Origin of the sequence: Halomonas sp. DP1Y21-3, assembly GCF_019801245.1 — a bacterium.
Lineage (GTDB): Bacteria > Pseudomonadota > Gammaproteobacteria > Pseudomonadales > Halomonadaceae > Halomonas > Halomonas litopenaei.
Window position 1 is genome coordinate 183,155 of sequence record NZ_JAHVJM010000007.1, and the last position, 20,547, is coordinate 203,701.

The 20,547-nt window shown below is 61.0% G+C and carries 30 protein-coding genes; all 30 read right to left on the reverse strand.

Features of this window, described 5'->3' with window-relative positions:
* The gene (rpsK, locus tag KUV74_RS19220) at positions 1–387 is read right to left on the reverse strand and encodes a 30S ribosomal protein S11 (protein WP_013331014.1); all 387 of its coding nucleotides are present in this window, start codon (positions 385–387) and stop codon (positions 1–3) included.
* A gap of 39 nt (positions 388–426) precedes the next feature.
* On the reverse strand, positions 427–783 hold the full coding sequence (gene rpsM / locus KUV74_RS19225; RefSeq protein WP_045990841.1) for a 30S ribosomal protein S13: 357 nt from the start codon (positions 781–783) through the stop codon (positions 427–429).
* Positions 784–905: 122 nt separating this feature from the next.
* A complete protein-coding gene (gene rpmJ, locus KUV74_RS19230) occupies positions 906–1,019 on the reverse strand; it encodes a 50S ribosomal protein L36 (RefSeq protein ID WP_031384759.1) in 114 nt (37 codons plus the stop codon).
* 49 nt (positions 1,020–1,068) lie between these two features.
* A complete protein-coding gene (gene secY / locus KUV74_RS19235; protein WP_045990842.1) occupies positions 1,069–2,400 on the reverse strand; it encodes a preprotein translocase subunit SecY in 1,332 nt (443 codons plus the stop codon).
* Positions 2,401–2,835, reverse strand: a complete 435-nt coding sequence (gene rplO / locus KUV74_RS19240) for a 50S ribosomal protein L15 (protein ID WP_045990843.1) — start codon at positions 2,833–2,835, stop codon at positions 2,401–2,403.
* Positions 2,836–2,838: 3 nt separating this feature from the next.
* Positions 2,839–3,021 (reverse strand): 50S ribosomal protein L30, encoded by a 183-nt coding sequence (gene rpmD / locus KUV74_RS19245; protein WP_045990844.1) that lies wholly within the window; start codon positions 3,019–3,021, stop codon positions 2,839–2,841.
* A 6-nt stretch (positions 3,022–3,027) separates the two neighbouring features.
* Positions 3,028–3,528 (reverse strand): 30S ribosomal protein S5, encoded by a 501-nt coding sequence (gene rpsE / locus KUV74_RS19250; RefSeq protein ID WP_045990845.1) that lies wholly within the window; start codon positions 3,526–3,528, stop codon positions 3,028–3,030.
* 11 nt (positions 3,529–3,539) lie between these two features.
* Positions 3,540–3,890: a 50S ribosomal protein L18 gene (rplR, locus tag KUV74_RS19255; protein WP_045990846.1), complete on the reverse strand. Its 351-nt coding sequence runs from the start codon at positions 3,888–3,890 to the stop codon at positions 3,540–3,542.
* A 9-nt stretch (positions 3,891–3,899) separates the two neighbouring features.
* On the reverse strand, positions 3,900–4,430 hold the full coding sequence (gene rplF, locus KUV74_RS19260) for a 50S ribosomal protein L6 (RefSeq protein WP_045990847.1): 531 nt from the start codon (positions 4,428–4,430) through the stop codon (positions 3,900–3,902).
* 9 nt (positions 4,431–4,439) lie between these two features.
* Positions 4,440–4,832 carry a 30S ribosomal protein S8 gene (gene rpsH, locus KUV74_RS19265; RefSeq protein WP_045990848.1) on the reverse strand — a complete coding sequence of 131 codons (393 nt, stop codon included), beginning with the start codon at positions 4,830–4,832 and terminating at the stop codon, positions 4,440–4,442.
* Positions 4,833–4,864: 32 nt separating this feature from the next.
* On the reverse strand, positions 4,865–5,170 hold the full coding sequence (gene rpsN, locus KUV74_RS19270; protein ID WP_045990849.1) for a 30S ribosomal protein S14: 306 nt from the start codon (positions 5,168–5,170) through the stop codon (positions 4,865–4,867).
* Positions 5,171–5,180: 10 nt separating this feature from the next.
* Positions 5,181–5,720 carry a 50S ribosomal protein L5 gene (rplE, locus tag KUV74_RS19275; RefSeq protein WP_045990850.1) on the reverse strand — a complete coding sequence of 180 codons (540 nt, stop codon included), beginning with the start codon at positions 5,718–5,720 and terminating at the stop codon, positions 5,181–5,183.
* Between the two features lie 18 nt (positions 5,721–5,738).
* Positions 5,739–6,056 (reverse strand): 50S ribosomal protein L24, encoded by a 318-nt coding sequence (gene rplX / locus KUV74_RS19280; protein ID WP_045990851.1) that lies wholly within the window; start codon positions 6,054–6,056, stop codon positions 5,739–5,741.
* 14 nt (positions 6,057–6,070) lie between these two features.
* Positions 6,071–6,442, reverse strand: a complete 372-nt coding sequence (gene rplN, locus KUV74_RS19285; RefSeq protein ID WP_009723896.1) for a 50S ribosomal protein L14 — start codon at positions 6,440–6,442, stop codon at positions 6,071–6,073.
* 48 nt (positions 6,443–6,490) lie between these two features.
* Positions 6,491–6,751, reverse strand: a complete 261-nt coding sequence (rpsQ, locus tag KUV74_RS19290) for a 30S ribosomal protein S17 (RefSeq protein ID WP_045990852.1) — start codon at positions 6,749–6,751, stop codon at positions 6,491–6,493.
* A gap of 1 nt (position 6,752) precedes the next feature.
* On the reverse strand, positions 6,753–6,944 hold the full coding sequence (gene rpmC, locus KUV74_RS19295) for a 50S ribosomal protein L29 (protein WP_045990853.1): 192 nt from the start codon (positions 6,942–6,944) through the stop codon (positions 6,753–6,755).
* On the reverse strand, positions 6,944–7,357 hold the full coding sequence (gene rplP, locus KUV74_RS19300) for a 50S ribosomal protein L16 (RefSeq protein WP_045990854.1): 414 nt from the start codon (positions 7,355–7,357) through the stop codon (positions 6,944–6,946). Before rplP ends, rpmC begins: the two co-directional genes overlap by 1 nt.
* Before the next feature lie 15 nt (positions 7,358–7,372).
* Entirely contained in the window at positions 7,373–8,071 is a 699-nt protein-coding gene (gene rpsC, locus KUV74_RS19305) for a 30S ribosomal protein S3 (RefSeq protein ID WP_045990855.1), read from the reverse strand.
* An 11-nt stretch (positions 8,072–8,082) separates the two neighbouring features.
* Positions 8,083–8,415: a 50S ribosomal protein L22 gene (gene rplV, locus KUV74_RS19310; protein WP_045990856.1), complete on the reverse strand. Its 333-nt coding sequence runs from the start codon at positions 8,413–8,415 to the stop codon at positions 8,083–8,085.
* Between the two features lie 18 nt (positions 8,416–8,433).
* Positions 8,434–8,709 (reverse strand): 30S ribosomal protein S19, encoded by a 276-nt coding sequence (rpsS, locus tag KUV74_RS19315; protein WP_045990857.1) that lies wholly within the window; start codon positions 8,707–8,709, stop codon positions 8,434–8,436.
* A gap of 33 nt (positions 8,710–8,742) precedes the next feature.
* Positions 8,743–9,573 (reverse strand): 50S ribosomal protein L2, encoded by an 831-nt coding sequence (gene rplB / locus KUV74_RS19320; protein ID WP_108133879.1) that lies wholly within the window; start codon positions 9,571–9,573, stop codon positions 8,743–8,745.
* A 17-nt stretch (positions 9,574–9,590) separates the two neighbouring features.
* A complete protein-coding gene (rplW, locus tag KUV74_RS19325; protein WP_045990859.1) occupies positions 9,591–9,887 on the reverse strand; it encodes a 50S ribosomal protein L23 in 297 nt (98 codons plus the stop codon).
* A complete protein-coding gene (gene rplD, locus KUV74_RS19330) occupies positions 9,884–10,492 on the reverse strand; it encodes a 50S ribosomal protein L4 (protein ID WP_045990860.1) in 609 nt (202 codons plus the stop codon). The genes rplW and rplD overlap by 4 nt, the downstream gene beginning before the upstream one ends.
* A gap of 14 nt (positions 10,493–10,506) precedes the next feature.
* Entirely contained in the window at positions 10,507–11,145 is a 639-nt protein-coding gene (gene rplC, locus KUV74_RS19335) for a 50S ribosomal protein L3 (RefSeq protein ID WP_045990861.1), read from the reverse strand.
* A 152-nt stretch (positions 11,146–11,297) separates the two neighbouring features.
* On the reverse strand, positions 11,298–11,609 hold the full coding sequence (gene rpsJ, locus KUV74_RS19340) for a 30S ribosomal protein S10 (RefSeq protein ID WP_045990862.1): 312 nt from the start codon (positions 11,607–11,609) through the stop codon (positions 11,298–11,300).
* Between the two features lie 160 nt (positions 11,610–11,769).
* Positions 11,770–12,963 (reverse strand): elongation factor Tu, encoded by a 1,194-nt coding sequence (gene tuf / locus KUV74_RS19345; protein ID WP_045990863.1) that lies wholly within the window; start codon positions 12,961–12,963, stop codon positions 11,770–11,772.
* Positions 12,964–12,991: 28 nt separating this feature from the next.
* Positions 12,992–15,112, reverse strand: a complete 2,121-nt coding sequence (gene fusA, locus KUV74_RS19350; protein ID WP_045990864.1) for an elongation factor G — start codon at positions 15,110–15,112, stop codon at positions 12,992–12,994.
* A 30-nt stretch (positions 15,113–15,142) separates the two neighbouring features.
* On the reverse strand, positions 15,143–15,613 hold the full coding sequence (gene rpsG / locus KUV74_RS19355; protein WP_023007554.1) for a 30S ribosomal protein S7: 471 nt from the start codon (positions 15,611–15,613) through the stop codon (positions 15,143–15,145).
* 112 nt (positions 15,614–15,725) lie between these two features.
* Complete coding sequence (gene rpsL, locus KUV74_RS19360) at positions 15,726–16,100, reverse strand: 30S ribosomal protein S12 (RefSeq protein ID WP_045990865.1); 375 nt, start codon at positions 16,098–16,100, stop codon at positions 15,726–15,728.
* A gap of 148 nt (positions 16,101–16,248) precedes the next feature.
* The gene (gene rpoC / locus KUV74_RS19365) at positions 16,249–20,466 is read right to left on the reverse strand and encodes a DNA-directed RNA polymerase subunit beta' (RefSeq protein WP_045990866.1); all 4,218 of its coding nucleotides are present in this window, start codon (positions 20,464–20,466) and stop codon (positions 16,249–16,251) included.
* Between the last annotated feature and the right edge of the window lie 81 nt (positions 20,467–20,547).

Here is a 20,547-nt window from a genome sequence, read left to right on the forward strand (position 1 = left end):
TTAAACGCGGCGTTTCTTCGGCGGACGGCAGCCATTGTGGGGAATGGGCGTCGCGTCGGTGATGCTTTGCACGCGGAAGCCGGCGGCGTTGAGTGCACGCACGGCGGATTCACGGCCAGGACCGGGGCCCTTGACCAGCACGTCGACGTTTTTCACACCATACTCGGCTGCAGCAGTTGCTGCACGCTCGCTTGCCACTTGAGCAGCGAACGGGGTGCTCTTGCGAGAACCACGAAAACCCGAACCACCGGCTGTCGCCCAGGAAAGAGCGTTGCCCTGGCGGTCTGTGATCGTAATGATCGTGTTGTTAAAAGAGGCATGGATATGCGCAACGGCATCCACTACCTGCTTTTTAACCTTTTTACGGTTGCTACGCGGGTTAGCCATGTTGATGTCAATTCCTGTCTTTACGCCAGAACGTGCGTGTTATTTGCGGATCGGCTTACGCGGTCCCTTACGGGTACGCGCGTTGGTCTTGGTGCGCTGACCGCGCATCGGAAGACCACGACGATGACGCAGACCACGGTAGCAACCCAAGTCCATGAGACGCTTGATGTTCAGCGTCACATCACGACGAAGGTCGCCTTCAACGGTATACTTGCCGACTTCACTACGCAGGCTGTCGATCTCTTCAGATGACAGATCCTGGATCTTGGTGGTCGGCGCGATGCCGGTCGCTTCACAGATTTCCTGTGCGCGAGTACGGCCAATCCCGAAGATGTAGGTCAGCGAGATCGCCGCATGCTTGTTGTCCGGGATATTGACGCCTGCAATACGGGCCATCAGCTTACTCCGAAGTTTGAGCGGCTTGCTCGGTTAATCAACTACAAAAGGCGCAATAGCATACCCCCTTCCCATCATTAGGGCAAGGGGTATGCCAGCACCCGGTTCAATTCAGGCCAGGATCAACCCTGGCGCTGCTTGTGCCGCGGCTCGGTGCAGATGACGCGAACAGCGCCATTGCGACGAATGATCTTGCAATTGCGGCACATTTTCTTCACGGAAGCTCGAACTTTCATCGTTCTCTCCAAAATCGGCTTGCGGCGTGCCAAATCGGCCTGCGGCGCCTTAGCGCATGATGCCGCCGCTACCGTAGCCTTTCAGGTTGGACTTCTTCATCACCGACTCATACTGGTGCGACATGAGGTGCGACTGCACCTGGGCCATGAAGTCCATGATGACCACGACCACGATCAGCAGCGAGGTACCGCCAAAGAAGAACGGCACGTTCCACGCTACGATCAGGAACTGGGGCATCAGGGAAACCGCAGTGATGTAGAGAGCGCCGAACAGGGTCAGACGAGTCATGACCTTGTCGACATAACGAGCGGTCTGCTCGCCAGGACGAATCCCCGGCAGGAAGGCACCCGACTTCTTGAGGTTGTCGGCCACATCCTTGGGGTTGAAGACCAGCGCTGTGTAAAAGAAGCAGAAGAATACCACCGCCGCCGCGAAAAGCAAGATATAAAGGGGCTGACCTGGGGCCAACGCCTGGGACGCGCGCTGCAACCATTCCATGCCGTCGCCCGCACCTACCCACTGACCGAGGGAGGCGGGGAACAACAGGATGCTCGAGGCAAAGATGGCCGGAATGACACCCGCCATGTTGACCTTGAGCGGCAGGTAGCTGCTCTGCCCTGCATACATCTTGTTGCCTACCTGGCGGCGCGGGTAGTTCACCGTGATCCGGCGCTGGCCGCGTTCGATGAACACGACGAACGCCACGGTGGCGATACCCAGAAGGCTAAGCGCCAACAGCGGCAACACATTCCACGCGCCCTCGTTGCGGGCAAGCTCGAAGGCTTGAGCCACAGCTCCGGGCAGGCCGGCGACGATACCCGCGAAGATCAGCAGCGAAATGCCGTTGCCGATGCCCTTCTCGGTGATCTGCTCACCCAGCCACATCAAGAACACCGCGCCACTCACGAAGGTGATGATCGCGGTGAAATAGAAGCTGAGATCGGCCGTATAGGCAATGCCTTGGCTGGCCAGACCCACGGACATGCCGGTGGCCTGAACCAGGGCCAGCACCACCGTGCCGTAGCGCGTGTACTGGCTGATCTTGCGGCGGCCGCTCTCGCCCTCCTTCTTCAACTGCTCGAGGTGGGGCGAGACGGCGGTCAGGAGCTGCATGATGATCGACGCCGAGATGTACGGCATGATGCCGAGGGCGAGGATACTCATGCGCTCCAGGGCACCGCCCGAGAACATGTTGAACATGCCCAGGATGGTGCCCTGCTGCTCCCTGAACAAGGCAGCAAGCTGGTCAGGATTGATACCGGGAACGGGTATGTGGGCACCGATACGGTAGACCACGATGGCGAGGAGCACGAAGCGCAGACGCGCCCACAGTTCACTCAGACCGCTGCCCATCGCCGGCATGTTTCCTGACTTGGCCATTTAGTCCTCTACCTTGCCACCGGCGGCTTCGATCGCTGCGCGGGCACCCTTGGTGACCCGCAGACCGCGAACGGTGACCGCCTTGTTCAGATCGCCGGAAAGGATCACCTTCGCATGCTGCGTGGAATCCTTCAGCACATTGGCTTCCTTGAGGCTTTCCAGAGTGACTTCGTCACCCGCGACCTTGGCCAGCTCGGCCAGGCGGACTTCCTCGGAAACCAAAGACTTGGCGGAGGTGAAACCAAACTTCGGCAGACGACGCTGCAGGGGCATCTGACCGCCCTCGAAGCCGGGCTTCACGCTGCCACCGCTGCGCGACTTCTGGCCCTTGTGGCCACGGCCGCCGGTCTTGCCCAGACCGGAACCGATGCCACGACCGACGCGCTTTTCAGCGTGCTTGGAGCCCGGTGCCGGGCTCAGGCTGTTAAGTTTCATGGATTACTCTCCCTCAACACGCACAAGGTAGTTGACCTTGTGGATCATGCCGCGAACGGCAGGGGTGTCTTCCAGTTCAACCGTGTGACCGATGCGGCGCAGGCCGAGGCCCTTCATGGTGGCCTTGTGCTTGGCCAACGTGCCGATGGTGCTGCGGGTCTGGGTAACCTTGATCGTAGCTGCCATGGTGTATTACCCCGTGATCGCTTCGACTGAGAGACCGCGCTTGGCGGCCACGTCTTCCGGCGACTGCATGGAAGCCAGGCCATTCACGGTCGCGCGGACCACGTTCACCGGATTGGTGGAGCCATAGCACTTGGCCAGCACGTTGTGCACGCCGGCCAATTCCAGCACGGAGCGCATGGCGCCGCCGGCGATGATACCAGTACCGTCAGAGGCCGGCTGCATGTACACCTTGGAGGCGCCATGACGTGCCTTGACCGGATACTGGAGGGTACCGCCGACCAGGTTCACCTTGATCATGTTGCGGCGCGCCTGGTCCATCGCCTTCTGAATCGCGACCGGCACTTCACGTGCCTTGCCACGACCGAAGCCGACGCGACCGTTACCGTCGCCCACGACAGTCAGAGCGGTGAAGCCGAAAATACGGCCACCCTTGACCACCTTGGCGACACGGTTGACCTGCACGAGCTTTTCCTGCAGATCGCCGTTTTGCTGTTCGTTCTTCGCCATCGTAAAACCCTTTAGAATTCCAGGCCGCCTTCACGTGCGGCGTCGGCCAGGGCCTTCACACGACCGTGGTACTTGAAGCCAGCGCGGTCGAAGGCCACCTGGGTGATGCCCGCTTCCTTGGCGCGTTCAGCGATCAGCGCACCAACTTTGGCTGCGGCGTCTGCATTGCCGGTCGAACCCTCGCGCAGGCTCTTGTCCAGCGTGGAAGCGCTGGCCAGGACCTTGCCACCATCCGGCGAGATAATCTGCGCGTAGATGTGACGGGGGGTACGATTGACGCACAGGCGAGACACGCCCAGCTCGCGGATCTTCGCGCGAGCGCGGCGGGCACGACGGAGACGAGATTCTTTCTTCGCGTTCATAACCCTGCCTTACTTCTTCTTGGCTTCTTTACGGCGGACCTGCTCATCCGCGTAACGCACACCCTTGCCCTTGTAGGGTTCAGGCGGACGGAAAGCGCGGATTTCCGCTGCGACCTGGCCGAGCTTCTGCTTGTCCGCGCTCTTCAGCACGATGACGGTGTTCTTCGGCGTTTCCGCCGTGACACCTTCAGGCAGTTGATAGTCGACCGGGTGAGAGAAGCCCAGTGTCAGGTTGAGCGTCTGGCCTTTCGCTTGAGCGCGATAACCGACGCCGATGATTTCGAGAGACTTGGTAAAGCCCTCGGACACGCCGGTGACCAGGTTCTGAACCAGGGCACGGGTGGTGCCGACCATGGCCCAGCTCTTAGCAGATTTGCTCGGCTGGAAGGTCAGCTGGCCATCTTCCTGCGCGACCACGACATCGTCGTGAACGGGCATGGAGAGGGTGCCCTGACCGCCTTTGGCGGTCAGCGTGGCGCCGTCGATCTTGACCTCGACGCCAGCGGGCACTTTAACCGGATATTTGGCTACGCGGGACATTCCAAACTCCTAGAATACGGTGCAGAGGACTTCGCCGCCGACACCAGCCTGACGCGCGGCACGATCGGTCATCACACCCTTGGAGGTGGTGACGATCGCGACACCCAGGCCATCGGCGACCTTCGGCAGCGCATCCTTGCCCTTGTAACTACGCAGGGACGGCTTGGAAACCCGCTGCAGATGCTCGATGACCGGCTTGCCTTCGAAGTACTTGAGGCTGACGGTCAGCTCGGGCTTGGCTGATTCGCTCACGGCGAAGTCAGTGATGTAACCCTCTTCTTTCAGCACGCGGGCCACTTCAACCTTGATCTTGGAGGACGGCATGGTGACCGTCTCCTTGGTGGCCTGCTGCGCATTGCGGATACGGGTAAACATATCCGCCAGAGTGTCTTGCATGCTCATTTAACTTGCGCTCCTGATGATTCTACGTGGCGTTACCAGCTGGACTTCTTCAGTCCGGGCACGTCGCCACGCATGGCGGCTTCACGCAGCTTGTTACGGCCAAGGCCGAACTTGTTGTAGTAGCCGTGCGGACGGCCAGTCACGCGGCAGCGGTTACGCTGACGCACGGGGCTGGAGTCACGCGGCAGCGACTGCAACTTCAGCTGCGCATCGAAGCGCTCCTCATCGGAGCTGTTCACGTCCTGGATGATCGCCTTGAGCTCAGCACGCTTGGCAGCATACTTCTCAACCAGTTGCGTGCGCTTCAGCTCACGCTCAATCATGCTCTTCTTTGCCATGATCCCACCCCTATTTCTTGAACGGGAAGTTCAGTGCACTCAAGAGCGCACGACCTTCGTCATCGGTGTTGGCAGTGGTGGTGATGGTGACATCCAGACCACGAATCCGGTCGATCTTATCATACTCGATCTCCGGGAAGATGATCTGCTCACGCACCCCCATGCTGTAGTTGCCACGACCGTCGAAGGACTTCGGGTTGAGACCACGGAAGTCACGAACGCGGGGGATCGCGATATTCACCAGGCGATCGAGGAAGTCCCACATGCGCTCACTGCGCAGTGTGACCTTCACGCCGATCGGCCAGCCTTCACGCACCTTGAAGCCCGCGATGGACTTACGTGCCTTGGTCACCATCGGCTTCTGACCGGAGAGCTTCTCCAGGTCGCCGACGGCAGCGTCGATCAGCTTTTTATCGCTGGTCGCTTCGCCGATACCCATGTTCAGAGTCACCTTGGTGATCCGGGGTACCTGCATAACGTTGGCGTAGCTGAACTGCTCTTTCAGTTGAGCCACCACCTCGTTTTGATAACGTTCTTTCAAGTTCGCCATTTTGCTACCCGACTCGCGTTAGGCGTCGATCTGCGCTTGCGTCGACTTGTAGATACGTACCTTGGTACCGTCTTCCTTGATCTGGAAGCCGACGCGATCCGCCTTACCGGTCTCCTGATTGAAGATGGCTACGTTGGACGCGTGAATCGGAGCCTCGCGCTCGACGATACCGCCCTGATTGCCGGCCATGGGGTTCGGCTTGGTGTGACGCTTGATCATGTTCACACCCGCTACCACGAACCGCTCGTCCTTGAGGACGCGCTTCACGGTACCGCGCTTACCCTTGTCCTTGCCGGCGATGACGATCACTTCATCATCACGTTTGATCTTTTGCATGTCGCCTCGCTCCCTTACAGCACTTCAGGCGCTAAGGAAATGATCTTCATGAACTTCTCGTTGCGAAGTTCACGCGTCACCGGCCCGAAGATACGGGTACCGATCGGCTGCTCGTTGGTGTTGTTCAACAAGACGGCCGCATTTCCATCGAAGCGAATCAGCGAACCGTCGCTGCGACGGACGCCACTGCGGGTCCGGACAACTACCGCTTTCAGCACCTGGCCTTTCTTGACCTTGCCGCGCGGAATAGCTTCCTTCACCGTGACCTTGATGACGTCACCAACGCGAGCGTAGCGGCGGTGTGAACCACCCAGCACCTTGATGCACTGCACCCGGCGCGCTCCGCTGTTGTCGGCGACATCCAGCATTGTCTGAGTCTGAATCATCGGTTTTCTCCAAACCTAAACTGACTGCACGAGGTTAAGGCCGTGGCCTTAACCCTTGGCCTGTTCGACAACCTCGACCAGGGTCCAGGCCTTCTTCTTGGACAGCGGACGGCATTCCTGGATGGATACCGTGTCACCGGCCTTGGCCTGGTTGGTCTCGTCGTGGGCGTGCAGCTTGGTGGAGCGCTTAACGTATTTGCCGTAGATCGGGTGGCGCTCACGACGCTCGATCATTACAACGATGGACTTGTCCATCTTGTCGCTCACCACCTTGCCGGTGAGCGTACGGGCTTTTTTCTCTTCGGCCATCTCAGACACCTGCCTTCTCGTTGAGCACAGTCTTCACGCGGGCGATATCCCGACGAACCTGCTTGAGCAGATGAGTCTGGCTCAGCTGGCCGGTGGCCTTCTGCATGCGCAGGTTGAACTGCTCGCGGAGGAGTTCGAGGAGCTGCTCATTGAGCTGCTCGGCGGACTTTTCACGAATTTCCTGGGCTTTCATCACATCACCGTCCGTTTCACAAAGGTGGTGGAGACCGGGAATTTCTGGGCGGCCAGTGCGAAAGCTTCGCGGGCCAGTTCCTCGGAAACGCCTTCGATCTCGTAAAGGACACGACCGGGCTGGATCTGTGCGACCCAGTACTCGACGGAGCCCTTACCTTTACCCATCCGGACTTCCAGGGGCTTCTTGGAAATCGGCTTGTCCGGGAAGACACGGATCCAGATCTTGCCGCCACGCTTGACGTGACGGGTGATGGCACGACGGCCAGCTTCGATCTGACGGGCGGTGACACGACCGCGGCCGGTGGCCTTGAGGCCGAACTCGCCGAAGCTCACTTTGCTTCCGCGATGCGCCAGGCCACGGTTGCGGCCCTTCTGCACCTTACGGAATTTTGTACGCTTGGGTTGTAACATCGAATCGCTCTCCCCTTACCTGGAACCTTTCTTCTTGGAGGGCGCTGCCTGGCTCTGCTTCGCCTTGGCGCGGACCTCCTCGATGCCCCCGAGGATTTCACCCTTGAAGACCCAGACCTTGACACCGATGATGCCGTAGGTGGTCTTTGCTTCGTAGGTGGCGTAATCGATGTCCGCACGCAGGGTATGCAGCGGAACACGACCTTCGCGGTACCACTCGGTGCGGGCAATTTCCGCGCCGCCGAGGCGACCGGAGAGCTGCACCTTGATGCCGCCAGCGCCCAGACGCATGGCGTTCTGGACAGCGCGCTTCATGGCGCGACGGAACATCACACGGCGCTCGAGCTGGCCGGCAATGTTCTGTGCGACGAGCTGAGCATCCAGCTCGGGCTTGCGAACTTCCTCGATGTTGACGTGAACAGGCACGCCCATCATCTCGGTGACGTCGCGACGCAGGCGATCGACATCTTCGCCCTTCTTGCCAATCACGATGCCCGGACGGGCAGTGTGAATGGTGATGCGCGCGTTGTTCGCGGGACGCTCGATGGTGATCTTGCTAACGGAGGCGTTTTTCAGACGCTCTTCCAGGAAGCTACGCACCGCGAGGTCGTTGTTGAGCTTATCGGCATAGGCGCCGCGCTCGGCGTACCAGACAGAGGTATGGTCTTTGACGATACCCAGTCGGATGCCTGTCGGATTGACTTTCTGACCCATCTGGTCGACTCCTACTTCTCGGCTACCTTGACGGTGATGTGGCAAGTGCGCTTCAAAATGCGATCCGCACGGCCTTTGGCGCGCGGACGGATGCGCTTGAGCGTCGTACCCTCATCGACACAGATGGTCGAGACGCGCAGCTCGTCGATGTCCATGCCGTTGTTTTCTTCCGCATTCGCGATGGCGGACTGCAGCACCTTCTTGACCAGCTTGGCCGCCTTCTTCGGTGAGAAGGTCAGCAGGTCGATTGCTTCGGCGACAGGCTTACCGCGCACCTGATCAGCCACCAAACGGGCCTTCTGGGCGGATAAACTGGCGCCACGCAGCTTTGCTGTGACTTCCATCTCTTAATCCTCTCTGGCTTACCGTTTGGCTTTCTTATCCGCCGCATGGCCGCGATAGGTGCGGGTAGCAGCGAATTCGCCCAGCTTGTGGCCAACCATTTCCTCGGAGACGTGCACCGGGACGTGTTGGCGACCGTTATGGACTGCAATGGTGAGCCCGACCATGTTGGGCAGGACCATTGAACGACGCGACCAGGTCTTGATCGGTTTGCGATCGTTCTTTTCCGCTGCAGTCTCAACCTTTTTCAGCAGATGAAGGTCTACAAAAGGACCTTTCTTCAGTGAACGTGGCACAGCCGTTACCTCTTAATGTCTTGGCGTGGGATCTTAACCGCGAGCCTTGCGGCGGCGGACGATCAGCTTGTCGGTGCGCTTGTTCTTGCGGGTCTTGTGGCCCTTGGTGGGCATACCCCACGGGGACACCGGATGACGACCACCGCTGGTGCGGCCTTCACCACCACCGTGCGGGTGATCCACCGGGTTCATCGCGACACCGCGAACAGTCGGGCGCACACCTCTCCAGCGCTTTGCACCGGCCTTGCCAAGTTGACGCAGGCTGTGCTCGGAATTGCTCACCTCACCCAGGGTCGCGCGGCACTCGGCCAGCACCTTGCGCATCTCGCCGGAGCGCAGACGCAGGGTGGCGTAGTTGCCTTCACGAGCCACCAGCTGGGCGCTGGTACCGGCGCTGCGTGCGATCTGAGCACCCTTGCCAGGCTTCAGTTCGATGCAGTGCACCGTGGAACCCAGCGGGATGTTGCGCAGCGGCAGTGCGTTGCCCTTCTTGATCGGCGCATTGACGCCGGACTCGAGGCGATCACCGGCACTCACGCCCTTGGGGGCGATGATGTAGCGACGCTCACCGTCGATGTACTTCAGCAGCGCGATGTGGGCGCTACGGTTCGGGTCATGCTCCAGGCGCTCGACGATGGCCGGAACGCCATCCTTGGTGCGCTTGAAGTCGATGATCCGATAGTGGTTGCGATGACCACCGCCGACGTGGCGAGTGGTGATGCGACCCTGGTTGTTACGACCACCGGACTTGGACTGCTTCTCGAGCAACGGCGCGTAAGCGCGGCCCTTGTACAGTTCCTCACCAACAATCTTGACGACGTGGCGACGACCGGCGGATGTGGGTTTTGTCTTGACGATTGCCATGATCCGTACTCCTGCCTTTACTCGGCGCCAGAGAAGTCTTCAAGCGTCTCGCCGGCGGCCAGTGTCACGTACGCCTTGCGATAACCCTTGCGCATACCAACACCATGCGCGGTGCGCTTGGTCTTGCCCTTCACGTTCAGAACAGAAACGCGGTCGACCTTCTTGCCGAACAGCTCCTGGACGGCAGCCTTGATCTCGGGCTTGGTTGCGTCACTCGCCACCTTGAACACGTACTGGTTACGCTCGGCGGCCATGGCGGCCTTCTCGGTCACGTGCGGACCAAGCAGAACCTTGAATACACGCTCCTGGTTCATGCCAGCTTCTCCTCGAATTTGCGCAGTGCGGAGACGGTAGCCAGGACCTTGTCGAAGGCGACCAGGCTGACCGGGTCGGCGGCGGCGACGTCCACCACATCCACGTTGGGGATGTTGCGGGCTGCCAGGTACAGGTTCTCGTCGACTTCTTCGGTGACGATCAGCACCTTCTCCAGGCCCAGGTCGGAAAGCTTGGCGACCAGCTGCTTGGTTTTGGGCGACTCGACAGAGAAGGCATCAACGGCAACAAGACGCTCCTGACGGACCAGCTCGGACAGAATCGAGCGCATGGCCGCACGGTACATCTTGCGGTTGACCTTCTGGGAGTGGTCCTGCGGACGGGCCGCGAAGGTCACACCACCGCTGCGCCAGATCGGCGAGCGAATGGTACCGGCGCGAGCGCGACCGGTGCCCTTCTGGCGCCACGGCTTCTTGCCGCCGCCACGGACGTCGGAGCGGTTCTTCTGGGCGCGAGTGCCCTGACGACCACCAGCCAGATAGGCGGTGACGACCTGGTGCACGAGCGCTTCGTTGAATTCTTTGCCAAAGGTAGCGTCGGACAGCTCAACGGTCCCGGCGCTTGCACCTGCAAGATTCAGATTCATTGGAAAGTTCCCCTTCAGCCAGCTTTGACGGCGCTGCGCACGATGACATCACTGCCGGTAGCACCAGGAACGGCGCCTTTGATCAGCAGCAGGTTGCGCTCGGCATCGACACGGACGATTTCCAGGCTCTGAACGGTGCAACGTGCGTTGCCCATCTGGCCGGCCATCTTCTTGCCCTTGAACACGCGACCCGGGGTCTGGCACATGCCGATGGAACCCGGAGCACGGTGGGACAGAGAGTTACCGTGGCTGTTGTCCTGGGTACGGAAGTTCCAGCGCTTCACTGCGCCCTGGAAGCCCTTACCCTTGGAGGTGCCGGTCACGTCAACGCTTTGACCAGCTTCGAAGAGGGATACGGTGAGTTCGCCGCCCACTTCCGGAGCTTCGTCGCCTTCGCTCAGGCGGAACTCCATCAGGGAACGACCAGCCTCGACACCTGCCTTGGCGTACAGGCCAGCTTGGGCCTTGGACAGATGCTTGGCTTTGCGGGAGCCGGTTGTCACCTGGACCGCGGCGTAGCCGTCGGATTCGACAGACTTCACGCAGGTCACGCGGTTGGGATCAACCTCGATAACGGTTACGGGCACAGACGCGCCGTCTTCGGTGAAGACACGGGTCATGCCGGCCTTCCTACCGACCAAACCGATAGTCATGCTTAGTCTCCTTTAGTGTACGGGGCTATCACCCGCTATGGCTGCCCTTTCCAGAGCATTCCACTAGCACGTTGTGTAACGCCATCCCGGCGTGGCGGCTGCTGAACCTCTACTGGGTGAGAGGAACGCTGGGCCGCGAGTGTCTAGTGATATCAGTCGAGCTTGATTTGCACGTCCACGCCAGCGGCGAGGTCGAGCTTCATCAGGGCATCAACGGTCTTCTCGGTCGGCTCGACGATGTCGAGCACACGCTTGTGGGTACGAATCTCGTACTGATCACGGGCGTCCTTGTTCACGTGCGGGGAAACCAGCACGGTGTAACGCTCGCGATTGGTCGGCAGAGGAATCGGACCACGAACCTGGGCGCCGGTACGCTTGGCGGTTTCAACAATCTCCGCGGCGGACTGGTCGATCAGGCGATGGTCGAAAGCCTTCAACCGAATGCGAATCTTCTGGTTCTGCATTTGCCCTAACTCCAATGGAACTTGACGGCGCGAGCCGTCAACCCACGCATTCAAAGGATGCGCATTATATGCGCCGCGCCATCGAGAGTCAAACCCTCAATGACGATGCGCAGAAAAGGGGGCTCCTTGCGGAGCCCCCTTCGGTGATCACCGGTCTGATTTAGACCAGGATCTTGGCCACGACGCCAGCGCCGACGGTACGGCCGCCTTCGCGGATGGCGAAGCGCAGACCTTCGTCCATGGCGATCGGAGCGATCAGGTTGACGACCATCTGGACGTTGTCGCCCGGCATGACCATCTCGACGCCTTCCGGCAGTTCACAGGTACCGGTGATGTCGGTGGTACGGAAGTAGAACTGCGGACGGTAGCCCTTGAAGAACGGAGTGTGACGACCACCCTCGTCCTTGCTCAGCACGTACACTTCCGCCTCGAACTGGGTGTGCGGAGTGATGGTGCCCGGCTTGGCCAGAACCTGACCACGCTCGACTTCGTCACGCTTGGTACCACGCAGCAGGGCACCGACGTTCTCGCCAGCACGACCTTCGTCGAGCAGCTTACGGAACATCTCGACACCGGTAACGGTAGTCTTGGTGGTGTCCTTGATACCAACGATCTCGATCTCTTCGCCCGGCTTGACGATGCCGCGCTCGACACGACCGGTCACAACGGTACCGCGACCAGAGATGGAGAACACGTCTTCGATCGGCATCAGGAACGGCTGGTCGACAGCACGCTCCGGCTCGGGGATGTAAGCATCCAGAGCCTTGATCAGGTTGGCAACGGCGGTAGTACCCATGCCGTTGTCGTCCTTGCCTTCCAGAGCCATCAGGGCAGAGCCGGTGATGATCGGAGTGTCGTCGCCCGGGAAGTCGTACTCGGACAGAAGTTCACGAACTTCCATCTCGACCAGCTCGAGCAGCTCTTCGTCGTCGACCATGTCGGCCTTGTTCAGGAACACGACGATGAACGGAACGCCAACCTGACGAGACAGCAGGATGTGCTCGCGAGTCTGCGGCATGGGGCCGTCAGCAGCGGAACAGACCAGGATAGCGCCGTCCATCTGGGCAGCACCGGTGATCATGTTCTTGACGTAGTCAGCGTGTCCCGGGCAGTCGACGTGAGCGTAGTGACGCTCCTCGGACTGATACTCGACGTGAGAGGTGGCGATGGTGATACCACGCTCACGCTCTTCCGGAGCATTGTCGATGGTGTCGAACTCACGCCAGTCACCGCCGAACACCTCGGCAGAAACGCGAGTCAGGGCCGCCGTCAGGGTAGTCTTGCCGTGGTCGACGTGACCGATGGTGCCGACGTTGACGTGCGGTTTGGAACGTTCGAATTTTTCCTTAGCCACTGCTATGACCTCTTTCGTTAGCTAACGGTTAACCGTTCTGGTTGATGACGGCTTCAACGACGCTGGACGGCGCCTCTTCGTAGTCCGCAAACTCCATGGTGTAGCTTGCGCGGCCCTGGGTCTGAGAGCGCAGGTCGGTTGCGTAACCGAACATCTCAGCCAGCGGCACGGTGGCGCGAATGACCTTGCCGGAGGAAGAGTCATCCATACCCTGGACCAGGCCCCGGCGGCGGTTCAGGTCGCCCATGACGTCACCCATGAATTCTTCAGGGGTCACGACCTCGACCTTCATCACCGGCTCGAGCAGAACTGCCTTGGCCTTGGGAGCGCCTTGCTTGATCGCCATGGAAGAGGCGACCTTGAACGCGGTCTCGTTGGAGTCCACGTCGTGGTAGGAACCGTCGAACAGCGTTACCTTGACGTCGATCATCGGGTAGCCCGCGATGACACCGTTCTGGAGCTGCTCATAGGCCCCTTTCTCGACGGCCGGCACGTATTCCTTCGGAACCACGCCGCCGACGATCTCGGAAGCGAACTTGAAGTGCATCTCTTCGTCGTCGCCCTTGTCTTCGGCCGTCAACGGCTCGATGCGCAGGTGTACGTGACCGTACTGACCGCGACCACCGGACTGACGAACGAACTTGCCTTCCTGCTCGACGCTCTGACGAATCGTCTCACGGTAGGCCACCTGCGGCTTGCCGATGTTCGCCTCGACCTTGAACTCGCGACGCATGCGGTCAACGATGATGTCGAGGTGAAGCTCGCCCATGCCGGAGATGATGGTCTGGCCAGTCTCTTCGTCGGTCTTGACCTGGAAGGACGGATCTTCCTGGGCCAGCTTGCCCAGTGCAATACCCATCTTTTCCTGGTCAGCCTTGGACTTCGGCTCCACGGCCACGGAGATAACCGGATCCGGAAACTCCATGCGCTCGAGAACGATCTTGTCGTTCAGGTCGCACAGGGTATCACCGGTGGTCACGTCCTTCAGGCCGATACAGGCGGCGATGTCGCCGGCCAGAACTTCCTTGATCTCCTCGCGCGAGTTGGAGTGCATCTGGACGATACGACCGACGCGCTCCTTCTTCTGCTTGACGGAGTTGTAGACGCTGTCGCCTGACTTCAGCACGCCGGAGTAGACGCGGATGAAGGTCAGGGTGCCAACGAAGGGGTCGGTCGCGATCTTGAACGCCAGCGCGGCGAAAGGCGCACTGTCATCGGCCTCACGGGTCGCGATGGTGCCGTCCTTGTCGTCGAGCTCACCTTCGATCGCCTTGACCTCGGTGGGAGACGGCATGTACTCGATGACGCCATCGAGAACGGCCTGAACGCCCTTGTTCTTGAACGCAGAGCCACAAGTGACCAGCACGATCTCGTTGTCGAGGGTACGACGACGCAGACCAGCCTTGATCTCGTCGTTGGTCAGCTCGCCCTCTTCGAGGTACTTGTCCATCAGCTCTTCGGACGCCTCGGCGGCGGCCTCGACCATCTGCTCGCGATACTCTTCGGCGGTCTCCTGGAGCTCCGCCGGGATATCAACGAGGTCGTAGTTCATCCCGAAGTTGTCTTCATCCCACAGGATGGCCTTCATCTGGATGAGGTCGATGACGCCCTTGAACTCGTCCTCGGAGCCCCAGTTGATCTGGATCGGCACGACGTTGGCGCCGAGACGATCCTTCAGCTGGTTGACGACCATGAAGAAGTCAGCGCCGCTGCGGTCCATCTTGTTGACGAACACCATGCGCGGAACTTCGTACTTGTTGGCCTGGCGCCAGACGGTCTCAGTCTGCGGCTGCACACCGGAGGAGCCACACAGCACGACGACGGCACCGTCAAGCACACGCAGGGAACGTTCGACTTCGATGGTGAAGTCAACGTGTCCAGGGGTGTCGATGATGTTGATGCGGTGCTCATCGAACTGCTTGTTCATGCCCTGCCAGAAGCAGGTGGTCGCCGCGGAGGTGATGGTGATACCACGCTCCTGCTCCTGCTCCATCCAGTCCATGGTGGCGGCGCCCTCATGGACCTCACCGACCTTGTGGGACAGACCGGTGTAGAACAGGACACGCTCGGTAGTAGTCGTCTTACCGGCGTCGACGTGGGCCACGATACCGATATTGCGGTAACGCTTAAGCGGAGTCTTGCGAGCCACGATGTAACTCCCGTTGGTTGGCGATGCGCTTTAGAAGCGGTAGTGAGAGAAGGCCTTGTTGGCTTCTGCCATGCGATGCACGTCTTCACGCTTCTTGACTGCCGAACCCTTGCCTTCGGCTGCATCCAGCATTTCGCCAGCCAGACGCTGCACCATGGTCTTCTCGCCACGACGGCGAGCGGCGTCCACCAGCCAGCGCATGGCAAGCGCCTGGCGGCGGGACGGACGGACTTCGACCGGCACCTGATAGGTCGCACCGCCGACGCGGCGAGACTTCACCTCGACCATGGGCTGGATGGTTTCCAGCGCCTTGTCGAAGATTTCCAGCGGCTCTTCATTGGAACGCTCGGCAACCCTGTCCAGCGCACCATAGACGATACGCTCAGCTACGGACTTCTTGCCGCTGATCATCAGGTGGTTCATGAACTTGGCCAGACGCTCGGATCCGAACTTGGGATCCGGCAGAATCTCGCGCTTGGCCGCAACTCTTCTTCTAGGCATGATAAGCCCTCGGTTGAAGGGTCCTTCAGGTAAACCCGAGACTCGCGCTTGGCGGCTCGACCTTACTCTTATCAGACCGGGTCAAACTTGGTAATGGAAAGCGACGGAGCCCTTAGGACTTCGGACGCTTGGTGCCGTACTTGGAACGGCCCTGACGACGGTTCTGGACACCGGAGGTGTCGAGAGCGCCGCGAACGGTGTGATAACGCACACCCGGAAGGTCCTTTACTCGACCGCCACGAATCAGGACCACAGAGTGCTCCTGGAGGTTGTGGCCTTCACCGCCGATGTAAGAGGACACCTCGTAGCCGTTGGTCAGGCGCACACGACAGACCTTCCGCAGTGCGGAGTTCGGCTTCTTCGGGGTGGTGGTGTAGACGCGGGTGCAGACGCCGCGCTTCTGCGGGCAGGCCTGAAGCGCAGGCACGTCGGTCTTCGCGGCCTGACGCTTGCGCGGCTTGCGCACGAGCTGATTAATCGTTGCCATAGCTGTTAGCTGACTCCAATGGGTTGCCTAAGCCTTTTCACAGTGGCGCGGATACACCCACCCCACTGTTAAAGGCTGCGCATTCTACTGGCTGATGCCAAGGCGCGTCAAGCCCGGAGCCGCAAAGGCTCCAGGCTTTTTGCCGACATCAGATCTCGTCGTCGTCCGAGTCCAGCGCGGTGAGCTGGGCGCCCAGCTCCTGCTCGACGTCGTAGGCCGACGGCTGGAGCAGTCGCTCGGTGTCTTCACGCTTGCGACGACGCTCCTCGTGGTGGGTCAGACCGGTACCGGCCGGGATCAGACGTCCCACCACCACGTTTTCCTTCAGGCCGCGCAGGTAGTCGCGCTTGCCGGTGACCGCCGCTTCGGTCAGCACGCGGGTCGTCTCCTGGAAGGAGGCCGCAGAGATGAACGACTCGGTGGCCAGGCTGGCCTTGGTGATACCCAGCAGCAGGCGCTGGTACTTGGCCGGGAACTTGTCATTGGCCTGGAGCACGGCATTCTGCTCCAGCACACGGACCAGCTCGACCTGATCACCCGGAATGAAGTCGGAGTCACCGGCGTCGGTGATCTCGACCTTGCGCAGCATCTGACGCACGATCACTTCGATGTGCTTGTCGTTGATGCCAACGCCCTGCAGACGATAGACGTCCTGTACCTCGGCCACGATGTACTTGGCCAGCTCGGCGATGCCGAGCAGTCGCAGGATGTCGTGCGGGTTGCTCGGACCATCCGAGATCACCTCGCCCTTCTCGACCGTCTCGCCCTCGAACACCGCGATCTGACGCCACTTGGGAATCAGCATCTCGAAGGGGTCGCCTTCGGACGGGGTGATGGTCAGACGACGCTTGCCCTTGGTTTCCTTGCCGAAGCTGATCACACCGCTGATCTCGGCCAGGATGGACGGCTCCTTCGGCTTGCGCGCCTCGAACAGGTCGGCCACGCGCGGCAGACCACCGGTGATGTCCTTGTTGCCGGACGCCTCCACCGGGATACGCGCGACGATCTCACCGATGCCGATGGACGAGCCATTGTCGACGGTGACGATCGCCTTGCCGGGCAGCGGGTACTGCACCGGAGTGTCGCTGCCGGAGACGGTCACCGGCTTGCCGGCGGCGTCGTTGAGCATGATCATCGGGCGCTTGTCGCGACCGGCCATCGGCCGCGCCGCGGACTCGATGATCTCGATCGAGGACAGACCGGTCATCTCGTCGACGCTGCGGTGCATGGTCAGGCCTTCGTCCATGTCGACGTAGTGCACCTGGCCTTCCGCTTCGGCGACGATCGGGTGGGTGTGCGGATCCCACTTGGCCACGGCCTGGCCGGGATCGACCGCATCACCGTCACGCACCGAAAGCTCGGCACCGTAAGGCAGCTTGTAGTACTCACGCTCGCGGCCATGCTCGTCGGCCACCGCCAGGGCGCTGGAGCGCGACACCACGACCAGCTTGCCGTCGGCGCGTTCCACGTACTTGATGTTGTGCAGGCGCACCTTGCCGCCATGCTTGACCTGGACGCTGTCCACCGCAGAGGCCCGCGAGGCGGCACCACCGATGTGGAAGGTACGCATGGTCAGCTGGGTACCCGGCTCACCGATGGACTGGGCGGCGATGACGCCGGCCGACTCACCGATGTTGACCTGGTGGCCGCGGGCCAGATCGCGCCCGTAACAGGACGAACACACACCGTGACTGGTTTCACAGGTGATGGTGCTGCGCACGATGATCTCGTCGACGCCCATGGTGTCGAGTTGCTCGCACCAGGCCTCGTCCAGCAGGGTGCCACGCGGAATCAGCACTTCGTCGGTGCTCGGGTCGATGACGTCCTGAGCGACCACTCGGCCGAGTACACGCTGGGCCAGCGAGACGATGATGTCGCCGCCTTCGATGACCGGGTGCAGGGTCAGGCCACGCTCGGTGCCACAGTCGACCTCGGTGATGACCACGTCCTGGGCGACGTCGACCAGACGACGGGTCAGGTAACCGGAGTTGGCGGTCTTCAGGGCGGTATCCGCCAGACCCTTACGCGCACCGTGGGTCGAGATGAAGTACTGGAGTACGTTCAGACCTTCACGGAAGTTGGCGACGATCGGGGTCTCGATGATCGAGCCATCCGGCTTGGCCATCAGACCACGCATACCCGCCAGCTGGCGGATCTGGGCGGCGCTACCACGGGCACCGGAGTCGGCCATGATGAACACGCTGTTGAAGGAGTCCTGTTCGACTTCCTTGCCTTCGCGGTCGATCACGGTCTCCTTGGAGATGCCCGCCATCATCGCCTTGGCGACCTGGTCGTTGGCACGCGCCCAGATATCGATGACCTTGTTGTACTTCTCGCCCGCGGTCACCAGACCGGAGGAGAACTGGTCCTCGATTTCCTTGACCTCTTCCTCGGCCGCCTCGACGATCTCGGCCTTGGCGTCCGGGATGACGAAGTCGTTGACGCCGATGGAGGCGCCGGACCAGGTGGCCAGACGGAAGCCGGTGTACATCAGCTGGTCGGCGAAGATGACCGCGGCCTTGAGACCGGCGCGACGATACACTTCGTTGATCAGCTTGGAGATGGCCTTCTTCTTCATGGCCTGGTCGACCAGATCGAAGGGCACCCCTTGCGGCAGGATGCGGAACAGCAGCGCACGGCCGACGGTGGTGTCACGCAGACGGCGGTGCTCGGAGCGCTCGCCGGTCTCTTCGTCGATGTCGACCTCGTCCAGGCGCACCTTGACGCGGGCGTGCAGCGACACGTTCTGGGTGCCGAAGGCGCGCTCGACCTCGTTGAGGTCGGAGAACACCATGCCCTCGCCCTTGGCGTTGATGCGCTCGCGGGTCATGTAGTACAGACCCAGCACCACGTCCTGGGACGGCACGATGATCGGCTCGCCGTTGGCCGGTGACAGCACGTTGTTGGTGGCCATCATCAGCGCGCGCGCTTCGAGCTGGGCTTCCAGCGTCAGCGGCACGTGCACGGCCATCTGGTCACCGTCGAAGTCGGCGTTGTAGGCGGCACACACCAGCGGGTGCAGCTGGATCGCCTTGCCTTCGATCAACAGCGGCTCGAACGCCTGGATACCGAGACGGTGCAGGGTCGGGGCGCGGTTCAAAAGCACCGGGTGCTCGCGGATGACGTCGGCGAGGATGTCCCACACCTCCGGCAGCTCGCGCTCGACCATCTTCTTGGCGGCCTTGATGGTGGACGCCTGGCCGCTGGCCTGCAGCTTGGAGTAGATGAACGGCTTGAACAGCTCAAGCGCCATCTTCTTGGGCAGACCGCACTGGTGCAGACGCAGGGTCGGGCCCACGGTGATGACCGAGCGGCCGGAGTAGTCGACGCGCTTGCCCAGCAGGTTCTGACGGAAACGCCCCTGCTTGCCCTTGATCATGTCGGCCAGCGACTTCAACGGACGCTTGTTGGAGCCGGTGATGGCGCGACCGCGACGACCGTTGTCGAGCAGCGCATCGACGGACTCCTGCAGCATGCGCTTCTCGTTGCGCACGATGATGTCCGGCGCATTGAGGTCGAGCAGACGCTTCAAGCGGTTGTTGCGGTTGATCACGCGACGGTACAGATCGTTGAGATCCGAGGTCGCGAAGCGGCCGCCATCCAGCGGTACCAGCGGACGCAGGTCCGGCGGCAGCACGGGCAGCACTTCCATCACCATCCACGCCGGATCGTTGCCGGAGCCCTGGAAGGCTTCGAGCAGCTTCAGACGCTTGGACAGCTTCTTGATCTTGGTCTCGGAGTTGGTCTGCGGGATCTCTTCACGCAGACGCTCGATCTCTTCCTCGAGATCGATATCCTTGAGCATCGCCTGGACGGCCTCGGCACCCATACGGGCGTCGAAGTCATCGCCGAACTCCTCGAGGGCCTCAAAGTACTGCTCGTCGTTGAGCAGCTGGCCACGCTCGAGGGTGGTCATGCCGGGATCGACGACCATGAAGCTCTCGAAATAGAGCACGCGCTCGATGTCGCGCAGGGTCATGTCCATCAGCATGCCGATGCGAGACGGCAGCGACTTCAGAAACCAGATGTGGGCGACCGGACTTGCCAGCTCGATGTGCCCCATGCGCTCGCGGCGCACGGCGGCCTTGGTGACTTCGACGCCGCACTTTTCGCAGATGATGCCGCGGTGCTTCATGCGCTTGTACTTGCCGCACAGGCACTCGTAGTCCTTCACCGGACCGAAGATCTTGGCGCAGAACAGGCCATCACGCTCGGGCTTGAAAGTCCGGTAGTTGATGGTCTCCGGCTTCTTGACCTCGCCAAAGGACCAGGAGCGGATCATGTCCGGCGACGCGAGCGTGATCTTGATCGCGTCGAACTCGTCGGACTGTGACTGCGATTTGAGGACTTTCACCAAATCTTTCATTAGGTCGGCTCCGTTGCGGAGTTGTCATGGGCGGGGAGCTATTGCTCCCCGCGGACCGTCATTCATTGAAGCGCCTTTCGG

Bases quoted from the DNA above. Each gene is read 5' to 3' on its own strand.
- rplX (WP_045990851.1), bottom strand. From the start codon at position 6,056: ATGCAAAAGATCAAACGTGATGATGAAGTGATCGTCATCGCCGGCAAG.
- rpoC (WP_045990866.1), bottom strand. From the start codon at position 20,466: ATGAAAGATTTGGTGAAAGTCCTCAAATCGCAGTCACAGTCCGACGAG.
- rplF (WP_045990847.1), bottom strand. From the start codon at position 4,430: ATGTCCCGCGTAGCCAAATATCCGGTTAAAGTGCCCGCTGGCGTCGAG.
- rplO (WP_045990843.1), bottom strand. From the start codon at position 2,835: ATGAAACTTAACAGCCTGAGCCCGGCACCGGGCTCCAAGCACGCTGAA.
- rpsH (WP_045990848.1), bottom strand. From the start codon at position 4,832: ATGAGCATGCAAGACACTCTGGCGGATATGTTTACCCGTATCCGCAAT.
- rplE (WP_045990850.1), bottom strand. From the start codon at position 5,720: ATGGCGAACTTGAAAGAACGTTATCAAAACGAGGTGGTGGCTCAACTG.
- rpsK (WP_013331014.1), bottom strand. From the start codon at position 387: ATGGCTAACCCGCGTAGCAACCGTAAAAAGGTTAAAAAGCAGGTAGTG.
- rplV (WP_045990856.1), bottom strand. From the start codon at position 8,415: ATGGAAGTCACAGCAAAGCTGCGTGGCGCCAGTTTATCCGCCCAGAAG.
- rpsL (WP_045990865.1), bottom strand. From the start codon at position 16,100: ATGGCAACGATTAATCAGCTCGTGCGCAAGCCGCGCAAGCGTCAGGCC.
- rpsM (WP_045990841.1), bottom strand. From the start codon at position 783: ATGGCCCGTATTGCAGGCGTCAATATCCCGGACAACAAGCATGCGGCG.
- rplD (WP_045990860.1), bottom strand. From the start codon at position 10,492: ATGAATCTGAATCTTGCAGGTGCAAGCGCCGGGACCGTTGAGCTGTCC.
- secY (WP_045990842.1), bottom strand. From the start codon at position 2,400: ATGGCCAAGTCAGGAAACATGCCGGCGATGGGCAGCGGTCTGAGTGAA.
- rplW (WP_045990859.1), bottom strand. From the start codon at position 9,887: ATGAACCAGGAGCGTGTATTCAAGGTTCTGCTTGGTCCGCACGTGACC.
- rpsC (WP_045990855.1), bottom strand. From the start codon at position 8,071: ATGGGTCAGAAAGTCAATCCGACAGGCATCCGACTGGGTATCGTCAAA.
- rplN (WP_009723896.1), bottom strand. From the start codon at position 6,442: ATGATTCAGACTCAGACAATGCTGGATGTCGCCGACAACAGCGGAGCG.
- rplB (WP_108133879.1), bottom strand. From the start codon at position 9,573: ATGGCAATCGTCAAGACAAAACCCACATCCGCCGGTCGTCGCCACGTC.
- rplR (WP_045990846.1), bottom strand. From the start codon at position 3,890: ATGAACGCGAAGAAAGAATCTCGTCTCCGTCGTGCCCGCCGCGCTCGC.
- rpsJ (WP_045990862.1), bottom strand. From the start codon at position 11,609: ATGCAGAACCAGAAGATTCGCATTCGGTTGAAGGCTTTCGACCATCGC.
- rpmD (WP_045990844.1), bottom strand. From the start codon at position 3,021: ATGGCAGCTACGATCAAGGTTACCCAGACCCGCAGCACCATCGGCACG.
- rpsQ (WP_045990852.1), bottom strand. From the start codon at position 6,751: ATGGCCGAAGAGAAAAAAGCCCGTACGCTCACCGGCAAGGTGGTGAGC.
- rpmC (WP_045990853.1), bottom strand. From the start codon at position 6,944: ATGAAAGCCCAGGAAATTCGTGAAAAGTCCGCCGAGCAGCTCAATGAG.
- rplP (WP_045990854.1), bottom strand. From the start codon at position 7,357: ATGTTACAACCCAAGCGTACAAAATTCCGTAAGGTGCAGAAGGGCCGC.
- rpsE (WP_045990845.1), bottom strand. From the start codon at position 3,528: ATGGCGAAGAACGAACAGCAAAACGGCGATCTGCAGGAAAAGCTCGTG.
- rpmJ (WP_031384759.1), bottom strand. From the start codon at position 1,019: ATGAAAGTTCGAGCTTCCGTGAAGAAAATGTGCCGCAATTGCAAGATC.
- rplC (WP_045990861.1), bottom strand. From the start codon at position 11,145: ATGACTATCGGTTTGGTCGGTAGGAAGGCCGGCATGACCCGTGTCTTC.
- rpsG (WP_023007554.1), bottom strand. From the start codon at position 15,613: ATGCCTAGAAGAAGAGTTGCGGCCAAGCGCGAGATTCTGCCGGATCCC.
- rpsN (WP_045990849.1), bottom strand. From the start codon at position 5,170: ATGGCAAAGAAGAGCATGATTGAGCGTGAGCTGAAGCGCACGCAACTG.